Raw genomic sequence first — 24,590 nt, 5'->3', positions numbered from 1 at the left:
GGCCTCTCAACGGTGGAAACTCCTGTCCAAGGGCTATAAGCCGAGGGGTGCAGCCGCGCAATGTGCGGCGGTCCCCGCCAGAGGTTTGGATGACAGAACTAGAAGAGCGCAGCCACCCGTTCCGCGACAGCCATCAGGACGTGGCGGTGGCCGAGATCACCCCCGACACGGCCCAGACCCGCGCGCCGGCCTATCGGCTGGCCTTTACCGATACCGAATTCCTGCTGCGCGAGGAACTGCGCCCGGTGCGGCTGCAGCTTGAACTGCTGAAGCCGCAGATGATCATGGACGCGCGCGGCATCCGCTCGACCGTGGTGATGTTCGGCGGCGCCCGCATCCCCGCGCCCGAGCGGCGGGAAGGCGCGCGCACCCCGGAGCTGGCCGCCCTGTCGCATTACTATGACGAGGCGCGGCGCTTTGCCCGGCTGATGACGGAACGCAGCCTGGAAAGCTATGGCGCCGAGAACGTGATCTGCACCGGCGGCGGGCCGGGGGTGATGGAGGCCGGCAACCTGGGTGCGCATGAGGCGGGCGGCGCCTCGATCGGCCTGTCCATCGTGCTGCCGCACGAGCAGACGCCGAACGCCTATGTCACGCCCGACCTGTGCTTCAACTTCCATTATTTCGCCATCCGCAAGATGCATTTCCTGATGCGGGCCAAGGCGGTGACGATCTTCCCCGGCGGCTTCGGCACCATGGACGAGATGTTCGAGGCGCTGACCCTGATCCAGACCGGCCGCATGAAGCGGGTGCCCTTCATCCTGTTCGGGCCGGAGTTCTGGCACAAGGTGATCAACTGGCAGGCGCTGGCCGAGGCCGGCACTATCAGCCCCGAGGACCTGGAGCTGATCAGCTTCGTCGAAAGCGCCGACGAGGCGGTCGAGATCATCGACAACTGGGAGGTGCCCTGCCCCTGACGGGGGACCCCTTGCGCCGGCAGCCCCTCGAGGGCCTTCGCTTTCGGGCCCGACGGACGCCTCGCTCCGGCTATGTCCCGCCGACGGCGATGCGCCGAGCCGAAGCCCGGCCGCCGCGCCTCGCCGCCTGGCCCGCTCTTGCGGCGAACCGCAAGGCCGGCAACGGGCGAGCCTGCGACCATCGCGTCGCACCGGCGCAGTAAAACCGTTAAAAGGCCGCTGGAAAACTCTGAAAAGGCTATGGTGCCGGAAATCGTTCCGGAGCTGGTGAAGATCCGCCTCAGCATCGGGAATTTCCGGCCGTGTCTGAGGCGGGTTTTCTGGTTCCTGGCGCAGGCTGTCCCCACGCGTGGACTTTTTCAGCAGACAGTTAAGGCTTCTACTCCGGCCGAGCCCCAGAGCGGGATACGCCGCAAACCCGTTCGCCGCAAACCTGCTCGGGCGAACCTGTCGACCGCCTGTGACGCCCGGGCGAGCCGTGATCTCGAAATTGCGCCGGCAATCGACCGTCACCCGGTCCAGCCCAGTGCCCCCTGTGCACCGCCTGATTTCAGTCGGCGAGCCATGACAGCCGCCACCCGCTCGCCGCTGCCATTCGGGCTGCGACGGTGCCGGGCAACGCAATTCCGGACGCGTCGACTGCAACCGTCGCTATTTCGGCCACCAGGCGATGAAATCGGTCGCGCCGACAGCTTGGGGCTGGCCGCCTGAGCTGCGCTCGGGCAGAGGCTCGGCAGGCGGATCCGCCTGCTCTGCGCCATGACGATAGATCGCAAGGGAAAGCTCGGGCCGCAATTCGGGGTCGGGCGGATCCTCGGCGGCGCGGATCACGATGGTGCCGAGTTTCAGCGCCCGCCGAAAGGATTCGTCATCGCCATAGATCGCGGTCAGGAACCTGATCACCTTGGCACGGAACACGGCGCGATCCTGGGGGCCGTCCATATCCTCGGCCGCCCTGGCCGGCTTGACGGCCTGCCGCCGGGGCGGGGCCGCTTCGGTCTGCTGCGAGCGGTCGATGCCTCCGCGCCCAAGCGGCACGTCGCCGGCGACGGCACCGGATTCCTCGACCACCGGCACTTCGGGCTGGGCGCGGGCGATGGTTGGACCGACGACCTCGACCTCTCGCGCCGCCTGGGGGGTGGCGGGGCCGGCCCGGCTGTGGATCTGATTGACGATTGGGATCATGACATACCCCGGAAACTGATGACCTTGATGGCCCATCCTAGCAGAGAGGTCTGGGAAATTCACCTGGGCCCTCCCGGCATTCTGCCTAAAAACTTAATCGTTCAAAGGCGTTGCACTCATTCGCGATGATAGGGGCTGCCGGCGAGGATGGTGGTGGCGCGATAGATCTGCTCGGCCAGCATGACGCGGACCAGCATATGCGGCCAGACCATGCGGCCGAAGCTGATCGCCAGGTCGGCCCGGTCGCGCAGGCCGGGGTCGATGCCATCCGCGCCGCCGATCACGAAGGCCACATCCCGGGCCTGGTCGCGCCAGCCGGCGATTCGCGCCGCGAATTCCGGAGAGCTGAGCATCTGGCCGCGCTCGTCCAGCACCACCAGGGCCGCGCCGTCGGGGACGGCCCTGGCCAGCAGCGCCGCCTCGGCCGCCATGCCGCCGCCGCGCCGGTCCTCGACCTCGGCCAGCGTCACGGGGGGCAGGCCCAGGCTGCGGCCCGCCTTGGCCTGACGGTCCAGGTAATCGGCGATCAGCTTCGCCTCGGGGCCCTGCCGCAGCCGCCCGACCGCGGCAATGACCATGCGCATGGGTCAGTTCTGGGTCTTGCGGGCCTCTTCGGCCGCGTGTTCAGCACGCATCCGGTCAAGCGTGGCCGAGCGCAGCGCGTCGGCCGGCATCCACATCTTTTCCAGCTGGTAGAATTCCCGGACTTCGGGACGGAAGACATGGACGATCACGTCGTCGGTGTCGATCAGCACCCAATCGCCGGTTTCCTTGCCCTCGATCCGGGCCGAGCGGCCGGTCTGCTCTTTCAGGCGCTCGACCAGCTTTTCGGCGATCGAGGCCACCTGCCGCGCGTTGCGGCCCGAGGCGATCACCATGTGATCGGCCATAGCCGAGCGGCCGCGCAGGTCGATGGTCACGACATCTTCGGCCTTGTCGTCGTCAAGAGAGGCAAGAATGCGGCCCAGTAGCTGATCGCTCGTCAGCCCGGACTCCGCGGTGGTCGCAGCCGGCGCAGAAGCCGGCGAGACGGTATTGGACAGGGGTTCATCCTCCGGTCATCACGCCGATCTCCCCCGGCGCCGGGGCCCTAGTAATGTAGCACGGAATCGCGCCTGCTCAATGTGGCGGCGGCGGATTTCTGGCGGGCTCGGCCGAGGAACAGGCGGAAAGCGGCAGATTCCCCCAGGGATCGACGCATCGCACCTGCCCGGCACCCCAGGCCAGCTGCCGGGTTTCGGCCCCCGCCACCCCCTGCGCCGGGCCCGGCCGGTCCTGTTCCAGGCCCACGGCCAGCGCAAAGGCGGCCACGCAGAGCAGGGGAATCGTCCGCAGGATGATGCGAATCAGCATGATCGGTCCCTTTCTTGTTCCTTGCGTAGAAAATAGGGGCCATTTCTCAACTTGGAATTAACAGGACCGTGTGGCGATATTGAATATGACGTGAAATCGACCTATTACTGCTGTCATGCGAGGATTCGTCTATTTCGACATTCACGACCGCGCCCGCCTGCCGGGCCGGTTCTACGGCGAAAGCCTGTCCGTCACCGCCCGACTTTGACGACGGCGGGCGCCTTTGCGCGCCCTGCCGCAGGTTGCGGCCCCTCCGCCCTTTCCCAGCTAGTCTTCCAGAAAAGAGACAGCCATGACCGGCAACACGAACGCGGGCGCGCCCCGCACCCTCTACGACAAGATCTTCGACGCCCATGTGGTCGAGCGTTCCGACGACGGCACCTGCATCCTCTATATCGACCGCCACCTGGTGCATGAGGTGACCTCGCCCCAGGCCTTCGAGGGCCTGCGCATGGCCGGCCGCAAGGTGCGCCGCCCCGACCAGACCATCGCCGTGCCGGACCACAACGTGCCCACCACCGCCGACCGCGTGGACGGCATCGAGAACCCCGAGGGCCGCATCCAGGTCGCGGAACTGGACAAGAACGCCCGCGAATTCGGGCTGAACTATTACCCGATGAACGACATCCGCCAGGGCATCGTCCATATCGTCGGGCCGGAACAGGGCTGGACCCTGCCCGGCATGACGGTCGTCTGCGGCGACAGCCACACCGCGACGCATGGCGCCTTCGGCGCGCTGGCGCATGGCATCGGCACCTCGGAAGTGGAACACGTCCTGGCCACCCAGACGCTGATCCAGAAGAAATCCAAGAACATGAAGGTGGAAATCACTGGCAAGCTGCGTCCCGGCGTCACCGCCAAGGACATCACGCTGGCGGTGATCGGCAAGACCGGCACCGCCGGCGGCACCGGCTATGTCATCGAATATTGCGGCGAGGCGATCCGCGACCTGTCGATGGAAGGCCGCATGACCGTCTGCAACATGGCCATCGAGGGCGGCGCCCGCGCCGGCCTGATCGCCCCGGACGAAAAGACCTTCGACTATTGCAAGGGCCGCCCCCATGCCCCGAAAGGCGCCGCCTGGGAGGCCGCGGTCAGCTGGTGGAAGACCCTCTTCAGCGACGAGGGCGCGCATTGGGACAAGGTCGTCACCATCCGCGGCGAGGACATCGCCCCGGTGGTGACCTGGGGCACCTCGCCCGAGGACGTGCTGCCGATCACCGGCACGGTTCCCGCCCCCGAGGATTTCGAGGGCGGCAAGGTCGAGGCCGCGCGCCGCAGCCTCGACTACATGGGCCTGAAGCCGGGCACCCCGCTGAACCAGATCAAGATCGACGCGGTCTTCATCGGTTCCTGCACCAACGGCCGGATCGAGGACCTGCGCGCCGCCGCCGGCATCCTCAAGGGCCACAGGCTGGCGCCGGGCGTGCGCGGCATGGTCGTGCCGGGCTCGGGCCTGGTGCGCATGCAGGCCGAGGAAGAGGGCCTGGACAAGATCTTCATCGACGCCGGCTTCGAATGGCGTCTGGCCGGCTGCTCGATGTGCCTGGGCATGAACCCCGACCAGCTGGCGCCGGGCGAACGCTGCGCCGCGACCTCGAACCGCAATTTCGAGGGACGCATGGGCCGCGGCGGCCGCACGCATCTGATGTCGCCGGTCATGGCGGCGGCGGCGGGCATCAAGGGCCACCTGACCGACGTGCGCGAGCTTCTGGCGGAAACCGTCTGATGCTTCGGGCGGGGCCCCTAGCGGCCCCGCCGCAGAAGCAGCAGGGCGTTGATCGCGATCAGCACCAGCCCGGCATTCTCGAACCAGAAGTTGAACTTGAGGTTCGCGAAATCCATGCTGATGAGCATATCGACATGATGGAAACCCACCGCGCGCACCAGCACGAAACCGCACAGCACGGCCAGCCCCAGCAGGGCAAGGCCGTTGCGGCGCATGTGCCCGCGCAGGGCCTTCGTCGCCCAGATCAGCGCAACCGCCACGCCCAGCACCAGCCCGGCGATAAAGGCCAGCTGCACCAGGTAGCGGCTGTCGTACCAGCCTTGCGCCCGGGCCATGCAGCGTCCGGTGGCAGTCAGCGCCGTCTGCAGGTCAAGCTGCTTGTTCAGCGCCAGGAACGCCATCAGCCCGGCGATCGCCAGCCACAGCCCGCGCGCCGCGCCGGCCGGCCGGCGGCGCAGCACCTTCACCGCCAGGAACAGGCAGACAAGATACGAGAGCACCGTCAGCCAGCCGGTGATCTCGGGATCGCCGATCTGCGGCGTCCAGTCGCGCGCGATGCAGGCGCGCAGGGCGGCGAAACTCGAAAACCCGAAAAACATCAGCAAGACCCGTATAGCCATGGCGCCAGGCGCCGCTCGGGTCTCGGTTAACGGGCGCGCGCGCCCCAAGTCAATTCTGCGAGGATCAAGACATGGACAAGTTCACCACCCTGACCGGCATCGCGGCGCCCATGCCGCTGGTCAATATCGACACCGACATGATCATCCCCAAACAGTTCCTGAAGACGATCCACCGCTCGGGTCTGGGCAAGAACCTGTTCGACGAGATGCGCTACGACGCCGAAGGCAACGAGATCCCGGATTTCGTGCTGAACCAGCCGGCTTACCGCGAGGCGCAGATCATCGTCGCCGGCGACAATTTCGGCTGCGGCTCGTCGCGCGAACATGCGCCCTGGGCGCTGCTGGATTTCGGCATCCGCTGCGTGATCTCCACCAGCTTCGCCGACATCTTCTACAACAACTGCTTCAAGAACGGCATCCTGCCCATCGTCATGCCGCCCGAGGTGGTGGAGGTGCTGATGGAGGACGCGAAGAAAGGCGCCAATGCCCGCATGACCGTGGACCTGGAAAACCTGACCGTGACCACCTCGGACGGGCAGAGCTTCCCCTTCGAGCTGGACCCGTTCCGCCGCCATTGCCTGCTGAACGGGCTGGACGATATCGGCCTGACCATGGAAAAGGCCGGCGCCATCGACACCTTCGAGGCGCAGATGGCCCAGAGCCGGCCTTGGGTGTAAGGGCGCTTGCCGGGGCGGTCCTGCTGGCCGTCCTTGGCCTCGCCGCCCATGCCGAGCCCTTGCGGATCGCCACCTACAGCCCCGACCTGTCGCGCGACGGGCCGGGGCTTTTGTTGCGCGACCTCGGCCGCGAGGATGCGCAGGTCGCAGCGGTCGTCGCCGTGCTGGCCGAGACCCGGCCCGACATCCTGCTGCTGACCGATTTCGACTGGGATCTGGACGGCCGGGCGCTGGACGCCTTTGCCGCAAGGCTGGCCCGGGTCGGGCTGGACTATCCGCACCGTTTCGCGGCGCGGCCGAATTCCGGCATGGCGACCGGGCTGGACCTGAACGCCGACGGGCGGCTGGGCACGGCGGACGACGCGCAGGGCTATGGCAGATTCTCGGGCCAGGGCGGCATGGCGATCCTGTCGCGCCATCCCATCGGGCCGGTGACGGATTACACCGGCGTCCTGTGGCGCGACCTGCCCGGCCACCTGATGCCGCCGCTGCCCGAGAAGGTGGCGGCGATCCGCCGGCTGTCCTCGACCGCGCATTGGGACGCGGTGGTGACGGTAGCGGGCAACCCGCTGCACCTGCTCGCCATGTCCGCGACGCCGCCGGTCTTCGATGGGCCCGAGGACCTGAACGGCCGGCGCAACCATGACGAGCTGGCCTTCTGGCTGCACCACCTGCCGGGCGGCCCTTTCGTGCTGGCCGGCAACCTGAACCTCGACCCCATGGACAGCGAGGGCCGGCCCGAGGCGCTGGCCCGGATCATGGCGCATGTCACCGACCCCCGGCCCCGCAGCGCCGGCGGGGCGGCAGCAAAGGGCGGCGTGAACGACCGCCACAAGGGCGATCCGGCGCTGGATACCGGCGACTGGCCCGACGACAAGCCGCCCGGCAACCTGCGCGTCGATTACGTCCTGCCGGCCAAGGGCCTCACGGTGCTGGACGCGGGCGTGTTCTGGCCGGCCGAGGGCCCGCTGGCCGAGGCCGCCCTGGCCGCTTCCGCGCACCGGCTGGTCTGGGTCGATCTGGACTGGCCGCCGGCCCCGTGATCCGGACAAGCCCGCCTGCCTCGATCCCCGCGCGATCCCTCGGGCATCTTCTTCGTTCTCCAAATACCCATGCGACAGCGCCGCCCGCCGGCCCGCCGCCCGGTCCTCGATTCCGCTTGCCGCCGCGGCGGCGTCGCAGGTAACATATGCGTGTATCGGTGCCCCTTTCCGGGGCCAAAAGGGAATGCGGTGCGGCCCGGGGCATCCGGGGCCAAATCCGCAGCCGCCCCCGCGACTGTAAGCGGAGAGCGGACGCCCATCATGCCACTGGCCAACCGGCCGGGAAGGCGGGCGTCTGCCGTGACCCGCAAGCCAGGAGACCTGCCGATGCGCAAAACCGCAACGTCGTCGGGTTGGACGACATAAGGAAAGGGTCGCGGATGACCGCAAAACCCATGACCGCCGCGGGGGCCAGCCGCGCCTCGGTGCTGTTTCCCGCCATCGCCGCCTTCGCCATCGGCTTCGGGCTGATCTTCATGTCCGGGCTGGTGCAGGCCGAAACCCTGCATGACGCTGCCCATGACGTGCGTCACGCCACCGGCTTCCCCTGCCACTGACATGTTCTCGCGCATTCTGACCAGCGGATTGATCGCTGGCGCTGCAACGGGGCTGATTGCCGCCCTGTTGCAGCTTTGGTTCGTGCAGCCGGTGCTGCTGCATGCCGAGCTTTACGAATCCGGGCAGCTGGCGCATTTCGGCGCCGAATCCGTCAGCGCGCATCAGGATCTCGGCCCCTTCGAATGGACCCGCAACATGCTTTCGGTGCTGTTCACCATGCTGGTCTATGCCGGCTACGGGCTGATGCTGGTGGCGCTGATGGCGGTTGCCGAATCGCAGGGCAATGCGGTCACGGCGCGGCAGGGGCTGCTTTGGGGTCTTGCCGGCTACCTGACCATGCAGCTCGCCCCCGCCTTCGGCCTTGCCCCCGAGGTGCCGGGCGTCGCCGCCGCCGATGTGCAGATCCGCGCCATCTGGTGGCTGGGCACGGCGCTGGCCACCGGGCTTGCGCTGTGGCTGATCGCCTTTGGCAGGGGCTGGGCGGCCTGGGGCGTGGCAATCGTGCTGATCCTCGCGCCGCATCTGATCGGCGCGCCGCAGCCCGACAGCTATGCCGGCCCGGTCCCGCCCGAGCTTTCGGCCGAATTCGCCGGCCGCGCGCTGGGGGCCGGCGCCCTGGCCTGGGCGGTGCTCGGCCTGCTGGCCGGCTGGTTCTGGCAGCGCGAGGGGCAGCGCGCGCCCCTTCCGCAAGCCGCCTGATCCGGCCGCAGCCTTCCGGCCGGGCGCGCAGCCGTGCCCGGCCCTTTCCATGAACCGGGGGGACAGACATGGATCGCTCGATCCCGATGCTGCTGATCGGCCTGATCTTCGGCGGCGGCATGGGCTTCGTCATCGCCGCCGCCAACGGCATCACGCTGGACGGCCACGACCACGGCGCGCATGGCCATGGCGCGCAGGCCGCGGCGCATGACCACGGCGCGCCCATCGACCTGCCCGCCGGCAGCGCCACCGCCTCGGCCCGGCTGGAGCCCGACAGCGTCGCGGGCTGGAACCTGTTCCTGCAAAGTCCCGGCTTCTGCTTCGCCCCCGAACATGCCGGGCTGGCCGACCGGCCCGGCGAGGGGCACGCGCATCTTTACCTGAACGGCCGCAAGATCGCCCGGCTCTACGGCCCGGCCCATCACCTCGACGCGCTCGCGCCCGGCGACCGGCTGCGGGTCGAGCTGAACGCGAACGACCACCGGCCGCTGACGGTTGCCGGCCAGCCGCTCGCCGTCGAGTTGACCGTGCCCGACCGGCCGGTCGCCATCCGCGCCGGGGCCGCGGGCCTGCCCGACAGCGCCATCTGCGCGGCGTCCTGATGGAGTTCGGCCCCAAGGACAGCGCCGCACTGGAGCGCATCCTGCGCTGGCGCCGCGACGTGCGGCATTTCCGCGACGACCCGATCCCCGAGCCGCTGCTGGACGAGTTGCGCGCGGCGATGGAACTGGCGCCCTCGGTCGGCAATGCCCGGCCCTGGCGGGTGATCCGGGTCGAAAGCCCGGCGCTGCGCGCCGAGATCCGCGCCGATTTCCTGCGCTGCAATGCCGAGGCCGCCAACCGCTATCAGGGCCGGCAGCGGCAGGAATACGATGCGCTGAAGCTGGCCGGCCTGGACCGCGCGCCCGTCTGGCTGGCCGTCTTCACCCGGATCGACCCGGCCGAGGGCCATGGCCTCGGCCGCGCCACCATGCCGCAAACCCTGCGGCAATCGACGGCCATGGCGATCCATGCGCTGTGGCTGGCGGCACGGGTGCGCAACCTGGGCCTCGGCATGGTCTCGATCCTCGATCCGGCGCGGATCACGACACTGCTGCAAGCCCCCGACCACTGGGAGTTCTCGGCACTCCTCTGCCTCGGCTGGCCCGAATTCACCGACGACACGCCGCTGCTGCACCGCGCGGGCTGGCAGGAAAACACCGCGCGGGACTGGCAGCGGCGCTGAGCCCTACATCTTCTCGCCGGGCAGGCGGCTGGCCTGGCGCACCCAGTCGGCAAACTGGTCCTCGTCGAACGGCCCCTCGGGGATGTGCAGGTAGCGCACCTCCGGATGTTTCGAGGCGACCGGCGGCATCGGCTCAAGCTGCGTGCCGCGAAAGAAGCCGATCTTGATGTATTTCGTCATGCAATGGAAACTAAGGAACCAGTGCCCCTCCTCGACCCCGTAAAGGGGCGAGTTCCATTTCACCGCCTTCTTCACCCCCGGCACGGTGCGGGTGATGATCTCGTCCAGCTTCTGGCCGATCTCCTGCTTCCAGCCCGGCATGGCGGCGATATAGGCGCGGACCGGCGCCTCGCCATAGCCCTTGGGGATTTGCGGGTTGCCGCCCGAAAGCAGCTTCGGCTTGTCCTGCGATTTCTCCATGCTCCTAGAACTCCACGCCCGGCTGGGCCTTGATCCCGTCGCGGAACGGGTGCTTGACCTGCTCCATCTCGGTCACAAGATCGGCCAGCGCGATAAGTTCCGGCCTGGCATTGCGCCCGGTCAGCACGACATGGTTCATCGGCGGCTTTTCGTCGCGCAGGAAGGCCAGCACCTCGTCCAGATCCAGATAGTCATAGCGCAGGGCGATGTTGATCTCGTCCAGCAGCACCATGCGGATCGAGGGATCGCGGATCAGCTGCTTGGCCTTTTCCCAGCCGGCGCGGGCGGCGGCGATGTCGCGCTCGCGGTCCTGCGTCTCCCAGGTGAAGCCCTCGCCCATGGCGTGGAACTGGCACAGATCGGCGAAATGCGCGGTCAGCAGCCGCCGCTCGCCGGTGTCCCAGGCGCCCTTGATGAACTGCACCACCGCGCAGGGCATGCCATGGGCGATGCAGCGCAGGATCATCCCGAAGCCCGAGGAGGACTTGCCCTTGCCCTTGCCGGTATGGACGATGACCAGCCCCTTCTCGCCCTGCTTCCCGGCCATCATCCTGTCGCGGGCGGCCTTGATCTTCGCCATCTTCTCGGCGTGGCGGGCGTTGTCGTCGGTCTGCATCGGGCACTCCTTCGCTTGACAAGTCGGGACCGGGCGCGCACAGACAGGGGGCGCTGGTTCCTGTCCTATGACAGGCGAAGAGGGAATGCGACAGGCAACCGCCTGGAAGCAGCCGCCCCCGCGACCGTGACCGGAGAGGTCGCCCCGAAGCCACTGGCGAAAGCCGGGAAGGCGGGGCGGCCGTGGGCCAAGGCCCGAATCCGCAAGCCGGGAGACCTGCCAGCGCAGAAGGATCGACCGGCGGACGGGGTGTTCCCGCTGGGGCTTGGGGCATTCGCGCCCCTGCGCCCTGCCGCCACAACGGATGAAGGGCGCATGACAGTCACGCTGCATGTCTGCATCACCTGCCGCGCCGGCCAGCCGGTGCTTGAGGGCGAGCCGGTGCCCGGCGCGCGGCTGCATGACGCGCTGACCGCCGAAGGCGCCCCCGACGGCGTGCGCATCGTCCCGGTCGAATGCCTGTCGGCCTGCGCCAGCGGCGCGGCCATCGCGCTGTCGGCACCCGGCCGCTGGACCTATGTCTATGGCCGCATGTCGGCCGAGGACGCGCCCGAGATCCTGGCCGGCGCCGCCGCCTATGCCGGCGCCCCCGACGGCATCGTGCCCTGGCGCGAGCGCGTCACGATTTTCCGCAAGCGCAGCCTCGCGCGCATTCCTCCGATTGGGTAGCCCATGACCGACCTGACCAAGACCCCCGTGACCGTCATCACCGGCTTTCTCGGCGCCGGCAAGACCACGCTGATCCGCCACCTGATGCTGAACCCGCAGGGCAAGCGGCTGGCGGTGCTGGTCAATGAATTCGGCACCATGGGCGTCGATGGCGAGATCCTGAAATCCTGCGCCGACGAGAACTGCCCGGCCGAGAACATCATGGAACTGTCGAACGGCTGCATCTGCTGCACCGTGGCCGACGATTTCATCCCGACGCTGGAGCGGCTGATGGCGATGCCGGTGAAGCCCGACCACATCCTGATCGAGACCTCGGGCCTTGCCCTGCCCAAGCCCTTGCTGAAAGCCTTCGACTGGCCCGCCATCCGCTCGCGCATCACCGTGGACGGGGTGATCGCGCTGGCTGATGCCGAGGCGGTGGCCGCCGGCCGCTTCGCCCCGGACGAGGCCGCCGTCGAGGCGCAGCGCGCCGCCGACGACAGCCTCGACCACGAAACGCCCCTGTCCGAGGTGTTCGAGGACCAGATCGCCTGCGCCGACATCGTCCTGCTCTCCAAGGCCGACCTGGCCGGCGAGGACGGGCTGGCCGCCGCCCGCGCGGTGATCGAGGCCGAGGCGCCGCGCAAGCTGCCGATCCTGCCGCTGACCGATGGGGTGATCGACCCGCGGGTGATCCTTGGGCTGGGTGCGGCGGCCGAGAACGACCTTGCCGCCCGCCCCAGCCATCACGACGGCGCCGAGGACCACGAACATGACGATTTCGACTCGGTGGTGATCGAGCTGGCCGAGATCGCCGACCCCGCCGAGCTTGCCGCCCGCATCGAGCGGCTGGCCCGCGACCAGAACATCCTGCGCGTCAAGGGCCATGTCGCCGTCGCCGGCAAGCCCATGCGCCTGCTGGTCCAGGCGGTGGGCGAGCGGGTGCGCCACCAATACGACCGGCCCTGGGGCGACGGCCCCCGCGCCTCGCGCCTTGTCGTCATCGCCGAGCATGACGATATCGACGAGGCCGCGATCCGGGCGATCCTGGCGGCCTGACGATGCACGTCGTCTTCCGCGAAAGCCGTGGGCTTGAGGAAACCGAGGTCCCGACCGACCCCGGCCAAAGCCCCGCAGAGCTGGTGGTGCTGTCCTATTCCGACAGCGACCTCGGCGCTTTCGCGGCGGGCTGGCACCGGGCAGCCGGCGGCCTGCCCACGCTGCGGCTGTGCAACCTCTCGGCGCTGCGGCACCCGGTCTCGGTCGATCAATATGTCGAGGCGACGCTGTCCGGCGCCCGCGCCGTGCTGGTCCGGCTGATCGGCGGCGAGCCCTATTGGCCCTATGGCGTGGCCAGCCTGCAGGATCTGGCGCGCAGGCGCGGCATCGCGCTGGCCTTCCTGCCGGCGGACGGCCGGCCCGATCCGACGCTGGACCGGTTTTCCACCCTGCCGGCACCGCTGCTGCGCCGGCTTTCGGCGCTGTGCGACCAGGGCGGCGCGGTCGCGGCGCAGATGGCGCTGGCGGAGCTGGCGCAGGCGGCAGAACTGCCCGCCGCCCCGGTCCGTGGCGAGGCCGCGATCCCGGATTTCGGCTTCTACGACCCCGACCGCGGCGTGATCGACCGCCCCGAGCCCGGCCTGCTGGTCAGCTTCTATCGCAGCTACCTGACCGCGGCCGACCTGGCGCCGGTGGATGCGATGATCCGCGCCCTGCGCGGGGCGGGGCTGGCGGCGACCGGGGTCTTCGCGCCCTCGCTCAAGGCGCCGGGCTTCGCCGGCTGGCTGGCGCCGCATCTGCCCGGGCTTGCGGCGGTGGTGAACCTGACCGCCTTTTCCGCCCGCGACGATGCCGGCGCGACGCCCTTCGACGGCGCGGATTGCCCGGTCTTTCAGGTGGCGCTGTCCACCGCCCCCCGCGCGCTCTGGGCGGCCGAGGAGCGCGGCCTTTCCGCCGCCGATCTGGCCATGCATGTCGTGCTGCCCGAGGTCGATGGCCGCATCTTCCTGGGCGCGATCAGCTTCAAGGAACCGCAAGAGCGCGACCCCGACCTGCAATTCGCCCGCGTGATCCACGCCCCGGACACGGGCCGCATCGAGGCTGCGGTGGCGCGCATCAAGGCCTGGCTCGGCCTGCCGGCGCCGCGGCGGGCGGTGGTGCTGTCCACCTATCCCGGCAAGGCGCATCAGCTCGCCCATGCGGTGGGACTGGACGCGCTGGCATCCTGCGGCGCGATCCTCGGGCTTCCGCATGACACCCTCGGCCACCGGCTGACGGCCGAACGCATCCACTGGCCGCTCTCGGCCTATCGCGAGGCGCTGGCCCGCCTGCCCCGACGCCTGCAGGACGACCTGCAGGCGGCATGGGGCGAACCGCCGGCCGAGGGCTTCCGTTTCGCCGCCCTCCGCCACGGCGCCGACCTGATCGCCCTGCAGCCCGAACGTGGCGAGGTGAAGACCCGCGCCGACGACTACCACGACCTGACGCGCACCCCGCGCCACGACTACGTCGCCTTCTACCTCTGGCTGCGGACGCAGGCGGAGGTCCTGATCCACATGGGCGCACATGGCACGCTGGAATGGCTGCCGGGCAAGTCGGTTGCCCTGTCGGACACCTGCTGGCCCGAGGCGCTGCTGGGCGACCTGCCGGTGATCTATCCCTTCATCGTCAACGACCCCGGCGAGGCGGCGCAGGCCAAGCGCCGGCTTTCGGCCGTGACGCTGGGCCACCTGCCGCCGCCGCTGGTCGACTCCGCCATCCCCGAGAGCCTGGCGCATCTGGAGCGGCTGCTGGACGAATATTCCACAGCCGACGGGCTGGACCCGCGCCGCCGCGACCGGCTGATCGCAGGTATCCGCGACGAGGCCCGCGCGGCGGGGGTGGAAGCCGACCTGGGCCTGCCCCCCGATGCCGCCCCGGCCGAGGCGATCCCGCTGATCGACCGCTTCCTCTGCGACCTCAAGGACAGCCGCTTCGGCGACGGGCTGCATGTCTATGGCACCGCTGCCGGCGAAACCGAGGGGCTGGCCCGGGCGCTCTCGGGCCATCGCGTGGCGCCCGGCCCCTCCGGCTCGCCGGCGCGGGGGCGGCTGGACGTGCTGCCGACCGGGCGCAACCTTTATGCCGTCGATCCGCGTGCCGTGCCCTCGCGCAATGCCCATGCCCAAGGGGTGAAGCTGGCCGAGGAGCTGCTGCGCCGGCACCTGCAGGATCACGGCGACTGGCCCAAGGGGCTGGTCGTGGACCTGTGGGGCAGCGCCACCATGCGCACGGCGGGCGAGGAATTCGCCATGGCCCTGCATCTGGCCGGGCTCAGCCCGCGCTGGGACGCCGTCTCGGGCCGCGTCACGGGCGTCGAGATCCTGCCCCTGGCCGAACTCGGCCGGCCGCGGATCGACGTGACGCTGCGGGTCTCGGGCCTGTTCCGCGACATCTTCCCCGGCCTCGCGCAGCTTTTCGAGACCGGGGCCGAGGCGCTCTCCACCCGCGACGAAACCCCGGCGGACAATCCCTACTGCAGCCGCGCCCCCCGCGTCTTCGGCCCGAAACCGGGGCTCTACGGCCTCGGCCTCGCCGACTTGGCCGAAAGCTTCACCGACGAGGCCCGGCGGGCGGCGGGCGAGGCGTGGCTGGCCGCCTCCTCCCATGCCATCGCCGCCGATGGCCGGATCACCCACCAGCCGCAGGCGATCCGCGACCGCTTGGCTCGGGCCGACGCCTTCGTCCACGCGCAGGACCTGCCGGAATCCGACCTGCTTCTGGCCGGCGACTATGCCGCGCACGAGGCGGGCTTCGCCGCCGCCATGGCCCGGATCGGCGCACCGGCGCCCGCGCTCTACCACCTCGACGCCACCCGCCCCGGCCAGCCCCGCGCCCGCAGCCTGACCGAGGAAATCGCCCGCGTCACCCGCGCCCGCGCCGCCAATCCGGCCTGGGCCGACGGCATGATGCGGCACGGCTTCCGCGGCGCGGCCGAGATCGCGGCGACGCTCGACCACATGGCCGCCTTCGCCAATCTGGCCGGGGTGGTGCCCGGGCACCTCTTCGACCTCTATCACGACGCGACGCTGGGCCGGCCCGATGTTCTGGCCTTCATGCAGCGGGAAAACCCGGCCGCGCTGGCCGCCATGCGCGCGCTCTTCGCGCGGCTGCTCGATTCGGGCCTCTGGACCACGCGGCGCAATTCGGTTCTGGCAGGGGCGGCGCCATGAGCTTCGAGGTCAAGGGCTGGTGCCCCGGCGCATTGCGGCCGATGGCGTCCGGCGACGGGCTGGTCCTGCGCATCCGCGCCCGAAACGGACGGCTGGAACCCTGGCAGGCGCAGGCCATCGCCGACCTGTCCTGGAGCCACGGCAACGGCATGATGGACCTGACCAGCCGCGCCAACCTGCAATTGCGCGGCCTCGACGCCCGGGGACATGGCAAGGCGACCGCCGCGCTCGCCCGCCTCGGCCTGCTCGACGACAGCCCCGAGGCCGAGGCGCGGCGCAACGTGATCCTGTCGCCCTTCGCCCCCCTGGGCGGCGCAGCCTGGCAGGCGGCCGAGACCATCGCCCGGGCGATGACCGCGCCCGACGCGCCGCCGGTGCCCGGCAAGTTCGGCTTCGCCGTCGATGCCGACCCGCCGGTGCTGGCCGGGACGCCCGCGGATATCCGCCTGCGCCCGCAGGGTCCGGGCTGGCTGGTCCTGCCCGATGGCGGCGACTGGGCGCTGCCGGCCCGGAACGCCGGCCAGGCCGCCGCCCGCGCCGTCGAACTGGCGCGCTGGTTCACGCAGGGCGGCGTCCGGGACGGCCGCGGCCGGATGCGCGACCACCTGTGCCACGCCCCCGACCCGGCCCCCGGCGCGACGCCGCTCCCGCCTTCTCTGTTGTGCAAATACCCATGCGACAGCGCCACCGGAACCGCCGGCGCCGATCCGGCCGGCCCCGGCCCGGCGCCGAACGGCTGGCTGCTGGGCTTCGCCTTCGGCCAGATCACCGCCCGGCAACTGGCCGAGGCCGCCGCCCTGGGCCCGCTGCGCCTGACGCCGTGGCGGGCGCTGCTGATCGAGGGCGCCAGCCGCCCGCATATCGGCGGCGCCATCCTCGACCCCGGCGACCCGCTGCTGCGCATCCATGCCTGCACCGGCGCGCCCGGCTGCCCGCAGGCGCTGGCCAATGTCCGCGCCCTGGCCCGCAGCCTGGCGCCGCGCCTTGCCCCCGGCCAGAGCCTGCATGTCAGCGGCTGCGCCAAGGGCTGCGCCTATCAGGGCGCCGCCTCGGTGACGCTGGTCGCCACCGGCCCCGACCGCTTCGACCTGATCCGGAACGGCCGGCCCCGCGATCCCGCCGGGCTGACCGGGCTCGCGCCGGACCGAATCCCGCCCCTTCTCCGATAGCCGCCCCAGGAAACCCCGATGCTGCACCGATACGAAACCGACGGCGCCCGGATCTACGCGCAGTCCTTCGCCACCATCCGCGCCGAGGCCGACCTCGCCCGCTTCTCCGCCGAGGAAGAGCCGGTGGTGGTGCGCATGATCCATGCCGCCGGGCTGGTGGGGCTGGAACGCGACGTGGTCTTCTCGGCCGGCATGGCCGCGGCGGCGCGTCAGGCGCTGGAAGGCGGCGCGCCGATCCTCTGCGACGCGCGCATGGTCAGCGAGGGCATCACCCGCGCCCGCCTGCCCGCCGCGAACCGGGTCATCTGCACGCTGAACGACCCTCGCGTGCCGGACCTCGCGGCGCAGATGGGCAATACCCGCAGCGCCGCGGCGCTGGAGCTGTGGCGCGACGACCTCGCCGGCAGCGTGGTCGCCATCGGCAATGCGCCGACGGCGCTGTTCCACCTGCTCAACATGCTCCGCGATCCGGCCTGCCCGCGTCCGGCGGCGATCATCGGCTGCCCGGTGGGCTTCGTCGGCGCGGCGGAATCCAAGGCGGCGCTGATGGACGACCTGCCCGCGCCGGCGCTGGTGGTGCGCGGGCGGCTGGGCGGCTCGGCCATCACCGTCGCCGCCGTCAACGCGCTGGCCAGCCGGAAGGAATGACCATGGGCAAAATCATTTGCGCGGGGCTCGGCCCCGGCGATCCCGACCTGATCTCGGTCCGCGCCGACCGCGCCATCCGCGGTGCGCGGCAGATCGCCTATTTCCGCAAGAAGGGCCGCGCCGGCCAGGCCCGCCGCATCGTGGCCGAGATGCTGGCCCCGGACGTGGTCGAACACGCGATGGAATATCCGGTCACGACCGAGATCCCCTTCGACAGCCCGGAATACAACCGGCTGCTTGCGGGTTTCTACGACGACTGGACAATGCGGCTGGCCGCCCTGGCCGCCGACAGCGACGTGGTGGTGCTGTGCGAGGGCGACCCGCTGTTCTACGGCTCGTTCATGCATCTGCACGCGCGGCTGCAAGGCATCGTCCCGGTCGAGATCATCCCCGGCATTCCCGGCATGACCGGCTGCTGGAACGCCATCGGCCAGCCGATGACCTGGGGCGACGACGCCATGACCGTGCTGATGGGCACCCTGCCCGAGGCCGAGCTGGCCCGCCACATGCGCGCCGCCGACGCGGTGGTGGTGATGAAGACCGGCCGCAACCTGCCCAAGATCGCCCGCGCGCTGGCCTCGGCCGGGCGCATGGCCGATGCCTGGCTGGTCGAGCGCGGCACCATGCCCAGCCAGCGCGTGACCCCCCTGGCGCAGGCCGAGCTGGAGGCCTGCCCCTATTTCGCCACCGTGCTGGTGCATGGCAACGGCCGCCGGCCGCTGTCCGATTCTGCCGCGGATGCCGCCGAATGACGGGCTGGGTCGCGGTGGCGGGCCTCGGGCCGGGCGCGGAGGCGCTGGTCACCCCCGAGGTGCGGGCGGCGCTGGCCGAGGCGACCGATGTCGTGGGCTACATCCCCTATGTCGCCCGCATCGCCCCGCGCGAGGGGCTGGCGCTGCACCCTTCGGACAACCGGGTCGAGCTGGACCGCGCCCGCCTCGCGCTGGATCTGGCGGCGGACGGCAAGCGGGTCGTGGTGGTCTCCTCGGGCGATCCGGGGGTTTTCGCCATGGCCTCTGCCCTCTTCGAGGCGCTGGAGGAGCGTGGGGAGGCCCCCGAGATCCGCATCCTGCCCGGCATCACCGCCATGCTGGCCGCCGCCGCCCGGATCGGCGCGCCGCTGGGCCATGATTTCTGCGCCATCAACCTGTCGGACAATCTGAAACCCTGGGCGCTGATCGAAAAGCGCCTGCGGCTGGCGGCCGAGGCGGATTTCGCCATGGCCTTCTACAATCCGCGCTCGAAATCCCGGCCCGAGGGTTTCGCCCGCGCGCTGCAGATCCTGCGCGAATGCTGCGGGCCGAACCGGCTGATCTCCTTCGCCCGCGCCGTCTCGACCCCGGACGAGGCGATCCGCACCGTCACCCTGGCCGAGGCGCGGCCCGAGATGGCCGACATGCGCAGCGTCATCATCCTGGGCAACAGCGCCACCCGCCGGGTCGGCCCCTGGGTCTATACGCCGCGATCCGCGCCATGAAGCCAGGCCATGACCTCGGCCGGCGAGGCGACGACGCGGCGCAGCGGCAGCGCGGGCCGGTCGATCATCACCACCGGCAGGCCAAGGGCGCGGGCGGCGGCCAGCTTGGCCCGGGCGGCCTGACCCCCGGCATTCTTGGCGACGACATGGGCGATGGCGTGCCGCCGCATCAGCGCCATGTCGCCCGCGACGGTGAAGGGCCCGCGCGAGACGATCAGCGTCGCATCGCGCAGGGGATGCGCCGCCACCTCGGCAAAGCGCAGCATCCAGACGTGATTCAGCCCGACGAAAGGTTGCAGGTTCTGCCGCCCGATGGCCAGGAACACCGCCGAACCGTCGCCGGGCAGCGCCCTGGCGGCGGCGGCGTAATCGGGAACGTGCAGCCAGCGGTCTCCGGGCTGCGCGGCCCAGGGCGGGCGCTCCAGCGCGATCAGCGGCGTGCCGGTGGCCGTGCAGGCGGCGACGGCATTGCGGCTGATCCCCTCGGCAAAGGGGTGGGTGGCGTCGATGACATGGCTGATGCGCTCGGCCCGCAGATAGTCCACCAGCCCCTCGGGCCCGCCGAAGCCGCCGATGCGCATGGGCAGCGGCTGCGCCACCGGCTTCCTGGTGCGGCCGGCATAGGAATAGACCGCGTCCAGCCCGGCCTCGGCCAGCGCGCGGGCCATGGCCCCCGCCTCGGTGGTGCCGCCCAGCAGAAGGATGCGCGTCATGCCTGATCCCTGGCTTTCCATCATCGGTCTGGGCGAGGATGGCCCCGCCGGCCTGCCGCCTGCAAGCCGCGATGCGCTGGATCGGGCGGAAATCGTCTTCGGCGCCCCCCGGCATCTGGGACTAGCGGGGATCGCGGGGCCGCGGGGCCGGGAATGGCCGGTGCCCTTCGACCTGGCGCCGCTGCTGGCCTTGCGCGGGAAGCGGGTGGCGGCGCTGGTCTCGGGCGATCCGTTCTGGCACGGCGCCGGCGGCAGCATCGCCGCCGTACTGCAAGCGGGCGAATGGCGGGCCTTTCCCGCGCCCGGCACGTTTTCGCTGGCCGCCGCAAGGCTGGGCTGGCGGCTGGAGGAGGTCGCCTGCCTTGGCCTGCATGCCGCGCCCTTCGCCCGGCTGCGCCCGGTGATGGCACGCGGTGCGCGGGCGATCTGCCTGCTGCGCGACGGCGCCGCGCCGGCCCAGCTTGCCGAATGGCTGGTGGCGCAGGGGCTGGGCGCGACCCGCATGGTGGTGCTGGAGGCGCTTGGCGGCCCGCGCGAGCGCATCCGGCAGGCGCGGGCCGACGGCTTCGCGCTGGACTGCGCAGCCCCGGTGGCGGTGGCGCTGGATGGGGCGGACCTGCCGTCGGGCGCGGGCCTGCCGCGCGGCTTCGGCCTGCCCGACGACAGCTTTGCCCATGACGGCCAGATCACCCGCCGCGCCATCCGGGCGATGACGCTGGCCGCGCTTGGCCCGCGCGCGGGCGAGATGCTTTGGGACATCGGCGGCGGCTCGGGCTCGGTCAGCGTCGAATGGTGCCTGAACGGCGGCCGGGCAGTGACGCTGGAGCCCCGCGCCGACCGCATCGCCAATATCGCCGCCAATATCGAGGCGTTCGGGCAGGCCGGCCGGATGCGCGCGGTTCACGGCGATGCGCCCGACTTTCTGCGCGATCTGCCGCCGCCCGACGCGATCTTCCTCGGCGGCGGCGCCAGCATCGAGGTGATCGACGCCCTGCCCCCCGCCCGGCTGGTCGCGAATGCGGTGACGCTGGAGACCGAGGCGCTGCTGATCGCCCTGCACGCCGCGCGCGGCGGCAGCCTGACCCGCATCGCACTGGAGGAGGCCGCGCCGCTCGGCCGGATGCGCGGCTGGACCCCGGCGCGCAGCGTCACGCAATGGAGCTGGCCATGAGGGTCGCGGGCATCGGCTTTCGCCGGGCGGCAAGCCTCGCCTCGCTTGCCGACGCGCTGGCCCGCGCCGGTTCGGCGGATGCGCTGGCGACCAGCCCGGCCAAGGCGGATGCGCCGGTGATCCGGGCGCTGGCCGCCCGCACCGGCCTGCCGCTGATCGCCGTCGAGGTCGCCGGCATCGCCACCCCCACCCGATCGCCGCGCATCCTGGCGCGGCTCGGCACCGGCTCGCTGGCCGAGGCTGCCGCCTTGGCCGCCCTCGGCCCCGGCGCGCGCATCGTCGCGCCGCGCGTCATCTCGCAAGACGGCATGGCCACCGCCGCCATCGCAGAAGGAGACCCCGCATGACCGTCCATTTCATCGGCGCCGGCCCCGGCGCGGCCGACCTGATCACCCTGCGCGGCCGCGACCTGATCGCCGCCTCGCCGGTCTGCCTCTATGCCGGTTCGCTGGTGCCCCAGGCGCTGCTGAGCCATTGCCCGCCCGGTGCGCGGATCGTGAACACCGCGCCGATGGACCTGGACCAGATCATCGCCGAGATCGCCGCCGCGCATCAGGCCGGCCAAGACGTGGCGCGGCTGCATTCGGGCGACCTGTCGGTCTGGTCGGCCATGGGCGAGCAGTTGCGGCGGCTGCGCGACCTCGGCATCCCCTATGACGTGACCCCCGGCGTGCCGTCCTTTGCCGCCGCCGCCGCGGCGCTGGGGGCGGAACTGACCCTGCCGGGCATCGCGCAATCGGTGGTGCTGACCCGCACCTCGGGCCGCGCCTCCTCGATGCCCGAGGGCGAGACCTTGGCCAATTTCGCCGCCACCGGCGCGACGCTGGCCATCCACCTGTCGGTGCATGTGCTGGACCGCGTGCAGGCGGAACTGCTGCCGCATTACGGCCCCGACTGCCCGGTCGCGGTGGTGTTCCGCGCCAGCTGGCCCGACCAGCGCATCCACCGCGCCACGCTGGCCACGCTGGACCCCGCCATCGGCGCGGGCGAGCGCACGGCGCTGATCCTGGTCGGCCCGGCGCTGGCGGCCGAGGGCTTCGAGGAAAGCCGCCTCTATGCCGGCGATTACGACCGCCGCTTCCGCCCCGTGGGCACCGCGCCGCGGTTTCCCGAATGAAGGGGCTGGTCATCAGCGCCCCCGCCTCGGGCAGCGGCAAGACCACGGTCACGCTGGGGCTGATCGCCGCCCTGCGGGCGCGCGGTCTGGTGGTGCAGCCCTTCAAAAGCGGGCCGGATTATATCGACCCGGCCTTTCACCGCGCGGCGGCCGGGCGGGAATCCTTCAACCTCGACAGCTGGGCCATGGGCCGGGCGCAGATCGCGCATCTGATCGGCGCGGCGGACGGCGCGGATATCGCGCTGGCCGAGGGCTCGATGGGCCTTTTCGACGGCGTGGCGCGGACGGGCGGCTGCGGCAACGGCGCCAGCGCCGACATCGCCGCGCTGACCGGCTGGCCGGTGCTGCTGGTCATGGACTGCAAGGGACAGGCGCAATCCGCCGCCGCCGTGGCGCTGGGATTCCGCGAGATGCGCCGCGACGTGCCTCTGGCCGGGGTGGTGCTGAACCGCGTCGCCTCGCCCCGGCACGAGGTGTTGATGCGGCAGGCTTTCGACCAGCTCTCGATCCCGGTGCTGGGCGTGCTGCCGCGCGAGGCCGGGATCGAGCTGCCCGAGCGGCATCTGGGGCTGGTGCAGGCCCAGGAACATGCCGCGCTGGAGGCCCTGCTGACGGCGGCGGGCGAGGCGGCGGCGCGGCATCTGGACCTTGACGCCATCATCGCGGCGGCTTCTGGCGGGATCGCGACCGAGCCGTTTCGCCCGCTGCCGCCCCCGGCCGAACGCATCGCGCTGGCGCAGGACGAAGCTTTTTCCTTTGTCTATCCGCATCTCATTGCCGGCTGGCGGGCGGCGGGGGCGACGATCATGCCCTTCTCGCCGCTGGCCGATCAGGCGCCGGACGACAGCGCCGGGGCCTGCTGGCTGCCCGGCGGCTATCCCGAACTGCACGCGGGCCGGCTGGCCGCGGCCGGTCGCTTCCGCGACGGGCTGCGGCGCTTTGCGGAAACGCGGCCGGTGCATGGCGAATGCGGCGGCTACATGGCGATGGGCGCCGGGCTGGTCGATGCCCAGGGCACACGGCACCAGATGGCCGGGCTGCTGGGGCTGGAGACCAGCTACGCGCAGCGCCGCATGCATCTGGGCTATCGCCGCGCCGAGCCGTTGGCCGGGCTTTATCGCCAGCCGCTGGCCGGGCACGAGTTCCACTATGCGACGATCCTTGCCCAGCCCGACGAACCGCTGGCCCGCGTCGCGGACGCCAATGGCGATGCGGTGCCCGAGACCGGCTCGCGGCGCGGCCAGGCCACCGGCAGCTTCTTCCACCTGATCGGAGCGGCGCCATGATCGAGCTTGCGCTGATCGGCATCGGCACCGGCAGCCCCGGCCACCTGACGCGCGAGGCCATCGCCGCCATGGCCGATGCCGACCTGATCCTGATCCCCTCGAAGGGCGAGGACAAGGCCGACCTGGCCGAGCTGCGCCAGGCGCTTTGCCGGCAAGTGCTGGCCAGCCCGCCGCCGCTGGCGGTGTTCGACATGCCCACGCGCGACGTGAGCGAGGGCTATCGCCAGGGCGTCGAGGCCTGGCACGACGCCATCGCCGCCTGCTGGGAACAGGTGATCCGCGCCCATGGCGCCATCCGCCCGGCGCTGCTGGTCTGGGGCGACCCCTCGCTTTACGACAGCACGCTGCGCATCGCGGAACGGGTGGCGTGCCGCCTGCCGCTGAACCTGCGGGTGATCCCCGGCATCACCGCCATCCAGGCGCTTTGCGCCGCCCATGCCATGCCGCTGAACGCGGTGGCCGCGCCGGTGCTGATCACCACCGGCCGCCGGATCCGCGATCATGGCTGGCCGGACGGGGTGGACCGGCTGGTCGTGATGCTGGACGGCGAATACTCGTTCCAAAGCCTCGACGCGCAGGGGCTGCATATCTGGTGGGGGGCGTTCCTGGGCATGCCCCAGCAGATCCTGATTGCGGGACCGCTGCCCGAGGTCGCCGGGCGCATCCTTGAGACCCGCGCCCGCGCGCGGGCGGAGCACGGCTGGATCATGGACATCTACCTGCTGGATCGATGCCGGTCACGCTGACCCTGCCGCCGGGCGCCGAGGCCGATGCCTTGGCCGAGGCGCTGCGCCCGCTTGGCCCCGACATCGCCCTGCGCCGCGCCAGCTTGCGGGCGCGGGACGCCCGGCCTTTGCTGATGGCGCTGCAGGCGCCGGGGCGCGGCGCCTATCTGTTCCACGACCTGCGCCCGGGGGACGCCGCCGACGTGGCCGCGACGATCCGCGCCTATCTGGCGGCGCCGGACGGCTGGATCCGCGACGCCCGGCCCTGCGGCCGGCTGCGCTTCTGCCTGAAGCTGCGCATCCCGGCGGGCTGAAACGCCGCCGTCCATGCCGCGTGGAGGGAGGAGACGCGGCATGAACGGCGGTCACTGCCATGCAGGCCC

29 protein-coding genes and 2 riboswitches are annotated in these 24,590 nt (G+C 71.1%); of the genes, 21 read left to right on the top strand and 8 right to left on the bottom strand.

Features of this window, described 5'->3' with window-relative positions; genetic code table 11:
* The first annotated feature begins 89 nt into the window (after positions 1 to 89).
* Positions 90 to 917 carry an LOG family protein gene (locus LOS78_RS09565; protein ID WP_230378071.1) on the top strand — a complete coding sequence of 276 codons (828 nt, stop codon included), beginning with the start codon at positions 90 to 92 and terminating at the stop codon, positions 915 to 917.
* A 651-nt stretch (positions 918 to 1,568) separates the two neighbouring features.
* Here LOS78_RS09565 and LOS78_RS09560 read toward each other — a convergent pair.
* The 4 genes from LOS78_RS09560 to LOS78_RS09545 form a co-directional block, all read right to left on the bottom strand.
* On the bottom strand, positions 1,569 to 2,102 hold the full coding sequence (locus tag LOS78_RS09560; RefSeq protein WP_230378070.1) for a hypothetical protein: 534 nt from the start codon (positions 2,100 to 2,102) through the stop codon (positions 1,569 to 1,571).
* Between the two features lie 116 nt (positions 2,103 to 2,218).
* Positions 2,219 to 2,686: a 23S rRNA (pseudouridine(1915)-N(3))-methyltransferase RlmH gene (rlmH, locus tag LOS78_RS09555; RefSeq protein ID WP_028713188.1), complete on the bottom strand. Its 468-nt coding sequence runs from the start codon at positions 2,684 to 2,686 to the stop codon at positions 2,219 to 2,221.
* A 3-nt stretch (positions 2,687 to 2,689) separates the two neighbouring features.
* The gene (gene rsfS, locus LOS78_RS09550; protein WP_084637832.1) at positions 2,690 to 3,145 is read right to left on the bottom strand and encodes a ribosome silencing factor; all 456 of its coding nucleotides are present in this window, start codon (positions 3,143 to 3,145) and stop codon (positions 2,690 to 2,692) included.
* Positions 3,146 to 3,221: 76 nt separating this feature from the next.
* Positions 3,222 to 3,455, bottom strand: a complete 234-nt coding sequence (locus LOS78_RS09545; protein ID WP_028713190.1) for a hypothetical protein — start codon at positions 3,453 to 3,455, stop codon at positions 3,222 to 3,224.
* Between the two features lie 292 nt (positions 3,456 to 3,747).
* Between LOS78_RS09545 and leuC the strand changes: the two genes are divergently transcribed.
* A complete protein-coding gene (gene leuC / locus LOS78_RS09540; RefSeq protein WP_230378069.1) occupies positions 3,748 to 5,184 on the top strand; it encodes a 3-isopropylmalate dehydratase large subunit in 1,437 nt (478 codons plus the stop codon).
* 17 nt (positions 5,185 to 5,201) lie between these two features.
* Here leuC and LOS78_RS09535 read toward each other — a convergent pair whose 3' ends face one another.
* Entirely contained in the window at positions 5,202 to 5,783 is a 582-nt protein-coding gene (locus LOS78_RS09535; protein ID WP_230378068.1) for a hypothetical protein, read from the bottom strand.
* A 92-nt stretch (positions 5,784 to 5,875) separates the two neighbouring features.
* On the opposite strand from LOS78_RS09535, the gene leuD reads away from it, so the two are divergent.
* The 6 genes from leuD (at position 5,876) to bluB (ending at position 10,006) form a co-directional block, all read left to right on the top strand.
* The gene (gene leuD, locus LOS78_RS09530) at positions 5,876 to 6,481 is read left to right on the top strand and encodes a 3-isopropylmalate dehydratase small subunit (protein WP_230378067.1); all 606 of its coding nucleotides are present in this window, start codon (positions 5,876 to 5,878) and stop codon (positions 6,479 to 6,481) included.
* Positions 6,472 to 7,524 carry an endonuclease/exonuclease/phosphatase family protein gene (locus LOS78_RS09525; RefSeq protein WP_230378066.1) on the top strand — a complete coding sequence of 351 codons (1,053 nt, stop codon included), beginning with the start codon at positions 6,472 to 6,474 and terminating at the stop codon, positions 7,522 to 7,524. The genes leuD and LOS78_RS09525 overlap by 10 nt, the downstream gene beginning before the upstream one ends.
* A 139-nt stretch (positions 7,525 to 7,663) precedes the next feature.
* Positions 7,664 to 7,868, top strand: a riboswitch (cobalamin riboswitch).
* Between the two features lie 36 nt (positions 7,869 to 7,904).
* On the top strand, positions 7,905 to 8,081 hold the full coding sequence (locus tag LOS78_RS09520) for a CbtB domain-containing protein (RefSeq protein WP_024843046.1): 177 nt from the start codon (positions 7,905 to 7,907) through the stop codon (positions 8,079 to 8,081).
* Position 8,082: 1 nt separating this feature from the next.
* A complete protein-coding gene (locus tag LOS78_RS09515; RefSeq protein WP_230378065.1) occupies positions 8,083 to 8,781 on the top strand; it encodes a CbtA family protein in 699 nt (232 codons plus the stop codon).
* A 68-nt stretch (positions 8,782 to 8,849) separates the two neighbouring features.
* Positions 8,850 to 9,383: a hypothetical protein gene (locus LOS78_RS09510; protein ID WP_230378064.1), complete on the top strand. Its 534-nt coding sequence runs from the start codon at positions 8,850 to 8,852 to the stop codon at positions 9,381 to 9,383.
* The gene (gene bluB, locus LOS78_RS09505; RefSeq protein ID WP_230378063.1) at positions 9,383 to 10,006 is read left to right on the top strand and encodes a 5,6-dimethylbenzimidazole synthase; all 624 of its coding nucleotides are present in this window, start codon (positions 9,383 to 9,385) and stop codon (positions 10,004 to 10,006) included. Before LOS78_RS09510 ends, bluB begins: the two co-directional genes overlap by 1 nt.
* A 3-nt stretch (positions 10,007 to 10,009) precedes the next feature.
* Here the strand turns inward: bluB and LOS78_RS09500 are convergent, their stop codons facing one another.
* Both LOS78_RS09500 and cobO read right to left on the bottom strand, forming a co-directional pair.
* Positions 10,010 to 10,426 carry a DUF1801 domain-containing protein gene (locus LOS78_RS09500; RefSeq protein ID WP_230378062.1) on the bottom strand — a complete coding sequence of 139 codons (417 nt, stop codon included), beginning with the start codon at positions 10,424 to 10,426 and terminating at the stop codon, positions 10,010 to 10,012.
* Positions 10,427 to 10,430: 4 nt separating this feature from the next.
* The gene (cobO, locus tag LOS78_RS09495; protein ID WP_230378061.1) at positions 10,431 to 11,042 is read right to left on the bottom strand and encodes a cob(I)yrinic acid a,c-diamide adenosyltransferase; all 612 of its coding nucleotides are present in this window, start codon (positions 11,040 to 11,042) and stop codon (positions 10,431 to 10,433) included.
* A gap of 37 nt (positions 11,043 to 11,079) precedes the next feature.
* Positions 11,080 to 11,281: riboswitch (cobalamin riboswitch) on the top strand.
* A gap of 76 nt (positions 11,282 to 11,357) precedes the next feature.
* Here cobO and LOS78_RS09490 point away from each other — a divergent pair.
* Genes LOS78_RS09490 through cobJ form a run of 7 tightly spaced genes read left to right on the top strand, consistent with a single transcriptional unit; the run spans position 11,358 to position 19,195 of the window.
* Positions 11,358 to 11,711 carry a DUF1636 domain-containing protein gene (locus LOS78_RS09490; RefSeq protein ID WP_028713200.1) on the top strand — a complete coding sequence of 118 codons (354 nt, stop codon included), beginning with the start codon at positions 11,358 to 11,360 and terminating at the stop codon, positions 11,709 to 11,711.
* A 3-nt stretch (positions 11,712 to 11,714) separates the two neighbouring features.
* The gene (gene cobW / locus LOS78_RS09485; protein ID WP_230378060.1) at positions 11,715 to 12,749 is read left to right on the top strand and encodes a cobalamin biosynthesis protein CobW; all 1,035 of its coding nucleotides are present in this window, start codon (positions 11,715 to 11,717) and stop codon (positions 12,747 to 12,749) included.
* Positions 12,750 to 12,751: 2 nt separating this feature from the next.
* Positions 12,752 to 15,901, top strand: coding sequence for a cobaltochelatase subunit CobN (gene cobN, locus LOS78_RS09480; protein WP_230378059.1), 3,150 nt, complete (start codon positions 12,752 to 12,754; stop codon positions 15,899 to 15,901).
* A complete protein-coding gene (locus LOS78_RS09475; RefSeq protein WP_230378058.1) occupies positions 15,898 to 17,070 on the top strand; it encodes a precorrin-3B synthase in 1,173 nt (390 codons plus the stop codon). Before cobN ends, LOS78_RS09475 begins: the two co-directional genes overlap by 4 nt.
* Positions 17,071 to 17,088: 18 nt before the next feature.
* The gene (locus LOS78_RS09470) at positions 17,089 to 17,718 is read left to right on the top strand and encodes a precorrin-8X methylmutase (protein WP_028713203.1); all 630 of its coding nucleotides are present in this window, start codon (positions 17,089 to 17,091) and stop codon (positions 17,716 to 17,718) included.
* A gap of 2 nt (positions 17,719 to 17,720) precedes the next feature.
* Positions 17,721 to 18,470: a precorrin-2 C(20)-methyltransferase gene (gene cobI, locus LOS78_RS09465; RefSeq protein WP_230378057.1), complete on the top strand. Its 750-nt coding sequence runs from the start codon at positions 17,721 to 17,723 to the stop codon at positions 18,468 to 18,470.
* Positions 18,467 to 19,195, top strand: coding sequence for a precorrin-3B C(17)-methyltransferase (gene cobJ, locus LOS78_RS09460; RefSeq protein ID WP_230378056.1), 729 nt, complete (start codon positions 18,467 to 18,469; stop codon positions 19,193 to 19,195). The genes cobI and cobJ overlap by 4 nt, the downstream gene beginning before the upstream one ends.
* Here cobJ and LOS78_RS09455 read toward each other — a convergent pair.
* The gene (locus LOS78_RS09455; RefSeq protein ID WP_230378055.1) at positions 19,171 to 19,908 is read right to left on the bottom strand and encodes a cobalt-precorrin-6A reductase; all 738 of its coding nucleotides are present in this window, start codon (positions 19,906 to 19,908) and stop codon (positions 19,171 to 19,173) included. The genes cobJ and LOS78_RS09455 overlap by 25 nt on opposite strands.
* On the opposite strand from LOS78_RS09455, the gene cbiE reads away from it, so the two are divergent.
* Genes cbiE through LOS78_RS09425 form a run of 6 tightly spaced genes read left to right on the top strand, consistent with a single transcriptional unit; the run spans position 19,907 to position 24,521 of the window.
* A complete protein-coding gene (gene cbiE / locus LOS78_RS09450; RefSeq protein ID WP_230378054.1) occupies positions 19,907 to 21,079 on the top strand; it encodes a precorrin-6y C5,15-methyltransferase (decarboxylating) subunit CbiE in 1,173 nt (390 codons plus the stop codon). The two genes, LOS78_RS09455 and cbiE, sit on opposite strands and share 2 nt — an antisense overlap.
* Positions 21,076 to 21,426, top strand: a complete 351-nt coding sequence (locus LOS78_RS09445) for a cobalamin biosynthesis protein (protein WP_028717403.1) — start codon at positions 21,076 to 21,078, stop codon at positions 21,424 to 21,426. Before cbiE ends, LOS78_RS09445 begins: the two co-directional genes overlap by 4 nt.
* A complete protein-coding gene (gene cobM / locus LOS78_RS09440) occupies positions 21,423 to 22,196 on the top strand; it encodes a precorrin-4 C(11)-methyltransferase (protein WP_230378053.1) in 774 nt (257 codons plus the stop codon). The genes LOS78_RS09445 and cobM overlap by 4 nt, the downstream gene beginning before the upstream one ends.
* On the top strand, positions 22,193 to 23,482 hold the full coding sequence (locus tag LOS78_RS09435; RefSeq protein WP_230378052.1) for a cobyrinate a,c-diamide synthase: 1,290 nt from the start codon (positions 22,193 to 22,195) through the stop codon (positions 23,480 to 23,482). The genes cobM and LOS78_RS09435 overlap by 4 nt, the downstream gene beginning before the upstream one ends.
* Positions 23,479 to 24,228, top strand: coding sequence for a precorrin-6A synthase (deacetylating) (cobF, locus tag LOS78_RS09430; protein WP_230378051.1), 750 nt, complete (start codon positions 23,479 to 23,481; stop codon positions 24,226 to 24,228). The genes LOS78_RS09435 and cobF overlap by 4 nt, the downstream gene beginning before the upstream one ends.
* Positions 24,213 to 24,521 (top strand): DUF1636 family protein, encoded by a 309-nt coding sequence (locus LOS78_RS09425; protein ID WP_230378050.1) that lies wholly within the window; start codon positions 24,213 to 24,215, stop codon positions 24,519 to 24,521. The genes cobF and LOS78_RS09425 overlap by 16 nt, the downstream gene beginning before the upstream one ends.
* The last annotated feature ends 69 nt before the right edge of the window (positions 24,522 to 24,590 follow it).

It is taken from the genome of Paracoccus sp. MA (assembly GCF_020990385.1).
GTDB lineage: Bacteria > Pseudomonadota > Alphaproteobacteria > Rhodobacterales > Rhodobacteraceae > Paracoccus.
The sequence above is the reverse complement of the archived record's forward strand: the minus strand, read 5'-3'. Positions and strand labels throughout refer to the sequence as shown.

What these genes read in the sequence shown, in the direction of transcription:
- LOS78_RS09565 (WP_230378071.1), top strand. Translation starts at nt 90, where the DNA reads ATGACAGAACTAGAAGAGCGCAGCCACCCGTTCCGCGACAGCCATCAG.
- LOS78_RS09560 (WP_230378070.1), bottom strand. Translation starts at nt 2,102, where the DNA reads ATGATCCCAATCGTCAATCAGATCCACAGCCGGGCCGGCCCCGCCACC.
- rlmH (WP_028713188.1), bottom strand. Translation starts at nt 2,686, where the DNA reads ATGCGCATGGTCATTGCCGCGGTCGGGCGGCTGCGGCAGGGCCCCGAG.
- LOS78_RS09545 (WP_028713190.1), bottom strand. Translation starts at nt 3,455, where the DNA reads ATGCTGATTCGCATCATCCTGCGGACGATTCCCCTGCTCTGCGTGGCC.
- leuC (WP_230378069.1), top strand. Translation starts at nt 3,748, where the DNA reads ATGACCGGCAACACGAACGCGGGCGCGCCCCGCACCCTCTACGACAAG.
- LOS78_RS09535 (WP_230378068.1), bottom strand. Translation starts at nt 5,783, where the DNA reads ATGTTTTTCGGGTTTTCGAGTTTCGCCGCCCTGCGCGCCTGCATCGCG.
- leuD (WP_230378067.1), top strand. Translation starts at nt 5,876, where the DNA reads ATGGACAAGTTCACCACCCTGACCGGCATCGCGGCGCCCATGCCGCTG.
- LOS78_RS09520 (WP_024843046.1), top strand. Translation starts at nt 7,905, where the DNA reads ATGACCGCAAAACCCATGACCGCCGCGGGGGCCAGCCGCGCCTCGGTG.
- LOS78_RS09515 (WP_230378065.1), top strand. Translation starts at nt 8,083, where the DNA reads ATGTTCTCGCGCATTCTGACCAGCGGATTGATCGCTGGCGCTGCAACG.
- LOS78_RS09510 (WP_230378064.1), top strand. Translation starts at nt 8,850, where the DNA reads ATGGATCGCTCGATCCCGATGCTGCTGATCGGCCTGATCTTCGGCGGC.
- bluB (WP_230378063.1), top strand. Translation starts at nt 9,383, where the DNA reads ATGGAGTTCGGCCCCAAGGACAGCGCCGCACTGGAGCGCATCCTGCGC.
- LOS78_RS09500 (WP_230378062.1), bottom strand. Translation starts at nt 10,426, where the DNA reads ATGGAGAAATCGCAGGACAAGCCGAAGCTGCTTTCGGGCGGCAACCCG.
- cobO (WP_230378061.1), bottom strand. Translation starts at nt 11,042, where the DNA reads ATGCAGACCGACGACAACGCCCGCCACGCCGAGAAGATGGCGAAGATC.
- LOS78_RS09490 (WP_028713200.1), top strand. Translation starts at nt 11,358, where the DNA reads ATGACAGTCACGCTGCATGTCTGCATCACCTGCCGCGCCGGCCAGCCG.
- cobW (WP_230378060.1), top strand. Translation starts at nt 11,715, where the DNA reads ATGACCGACCTGACCAAGACCCCCGTGACCGTCATCACCGGCTTTCTC.
- cobN (WP_230378059.1), top strand. Translation starts at nt 12,752, where the DNA reads ATGCACGTCGTCTTCCGCGAAAGCCGTGGGCTTGAGGAAACCGAGGTC.
- LOS78_RS09475 (WP_230378058.1), top strand. Translation starts at nt 15,898, where the DNA reads ATGAGCTTCGAGGTCAAGGGCTGGTGCCCCGGCGCATTGCGGCCGATG.
- LOS78_RS09470 (WP_028713203.1), top strand. Translation starts at nt 17,089, where the DNA reads ATGCTGCACCGATACGAAACCGACGGCGCCCGGATCTACGCGCAGTCC.
- cobI (WP_230378057.1), top strand. Translation starts at nt 17,721, where the DNA reads ATGGGCAAAATCATTTGCGCGGGGCTCGGCCCCGGCGATCCCGACCTG.
- cobJ (WP_230378056.1), top strand. Translation starts at nt 18,467, where the DNA reads ATGACGGGCTGGGTCGCGGTGGCGGGCCTCGGGCCGGGCGCGGAGGCG.
- cbiE (WP_230378054.1), top strand. Translation starts at nt 19,907, where the DNA reads ATGCCTGATCCCTGGCTTTCCATCATCGGTCTGGGCGAGGATGGCCCC.
- LOS78_RS09455 (WP_230378055.1), bottom strand. Translation starts at nt 19,908, where the DNA reads ATGACGCGCATCCTTCTGCTGGGCGGCACCACCGAGGCGGGGGCCATG.
- LOS78_RS09445 (WP_028717403.1), top strand. Translation starts at nt 21,076, where the DNA reads ATGAGGGTCGCGGGCATCGGCTTTCGCCGGGCGGCAAGCCTCGCCTCG.
- cobM (WP_230378053.1), top strand. Translation starts at nt 21,423, where the DNA reads ATGACCGTCCATTTCATCGGCGCCGGCCCCGGCGCGGCCGACCTGATC.
- LOS78_RS09435 (WP_230378052.1), top strand. Translation starts at nt 22,193, where the DNA reads ATGAAGGGGCTGGTCATCAGCGCCCCCGCCTCGGGCAGCGGCAAGACC.
- cobF (WP_230378051.1), top strand. Translation starts at nt 23,479, where the DNA reads ATGATCGAGCTTGCGCTGATCGGCATCGGCACCGGCAGCCCCGGCCAC.
- LOS78_RS09425 (WP_230378050.1), top strand. Translation starts at nt 24,213, where the DNA reads ATGCCGGTCACGCTGACCCTGCCGCCGGGCGCCGAGGCCGATGCCTTG.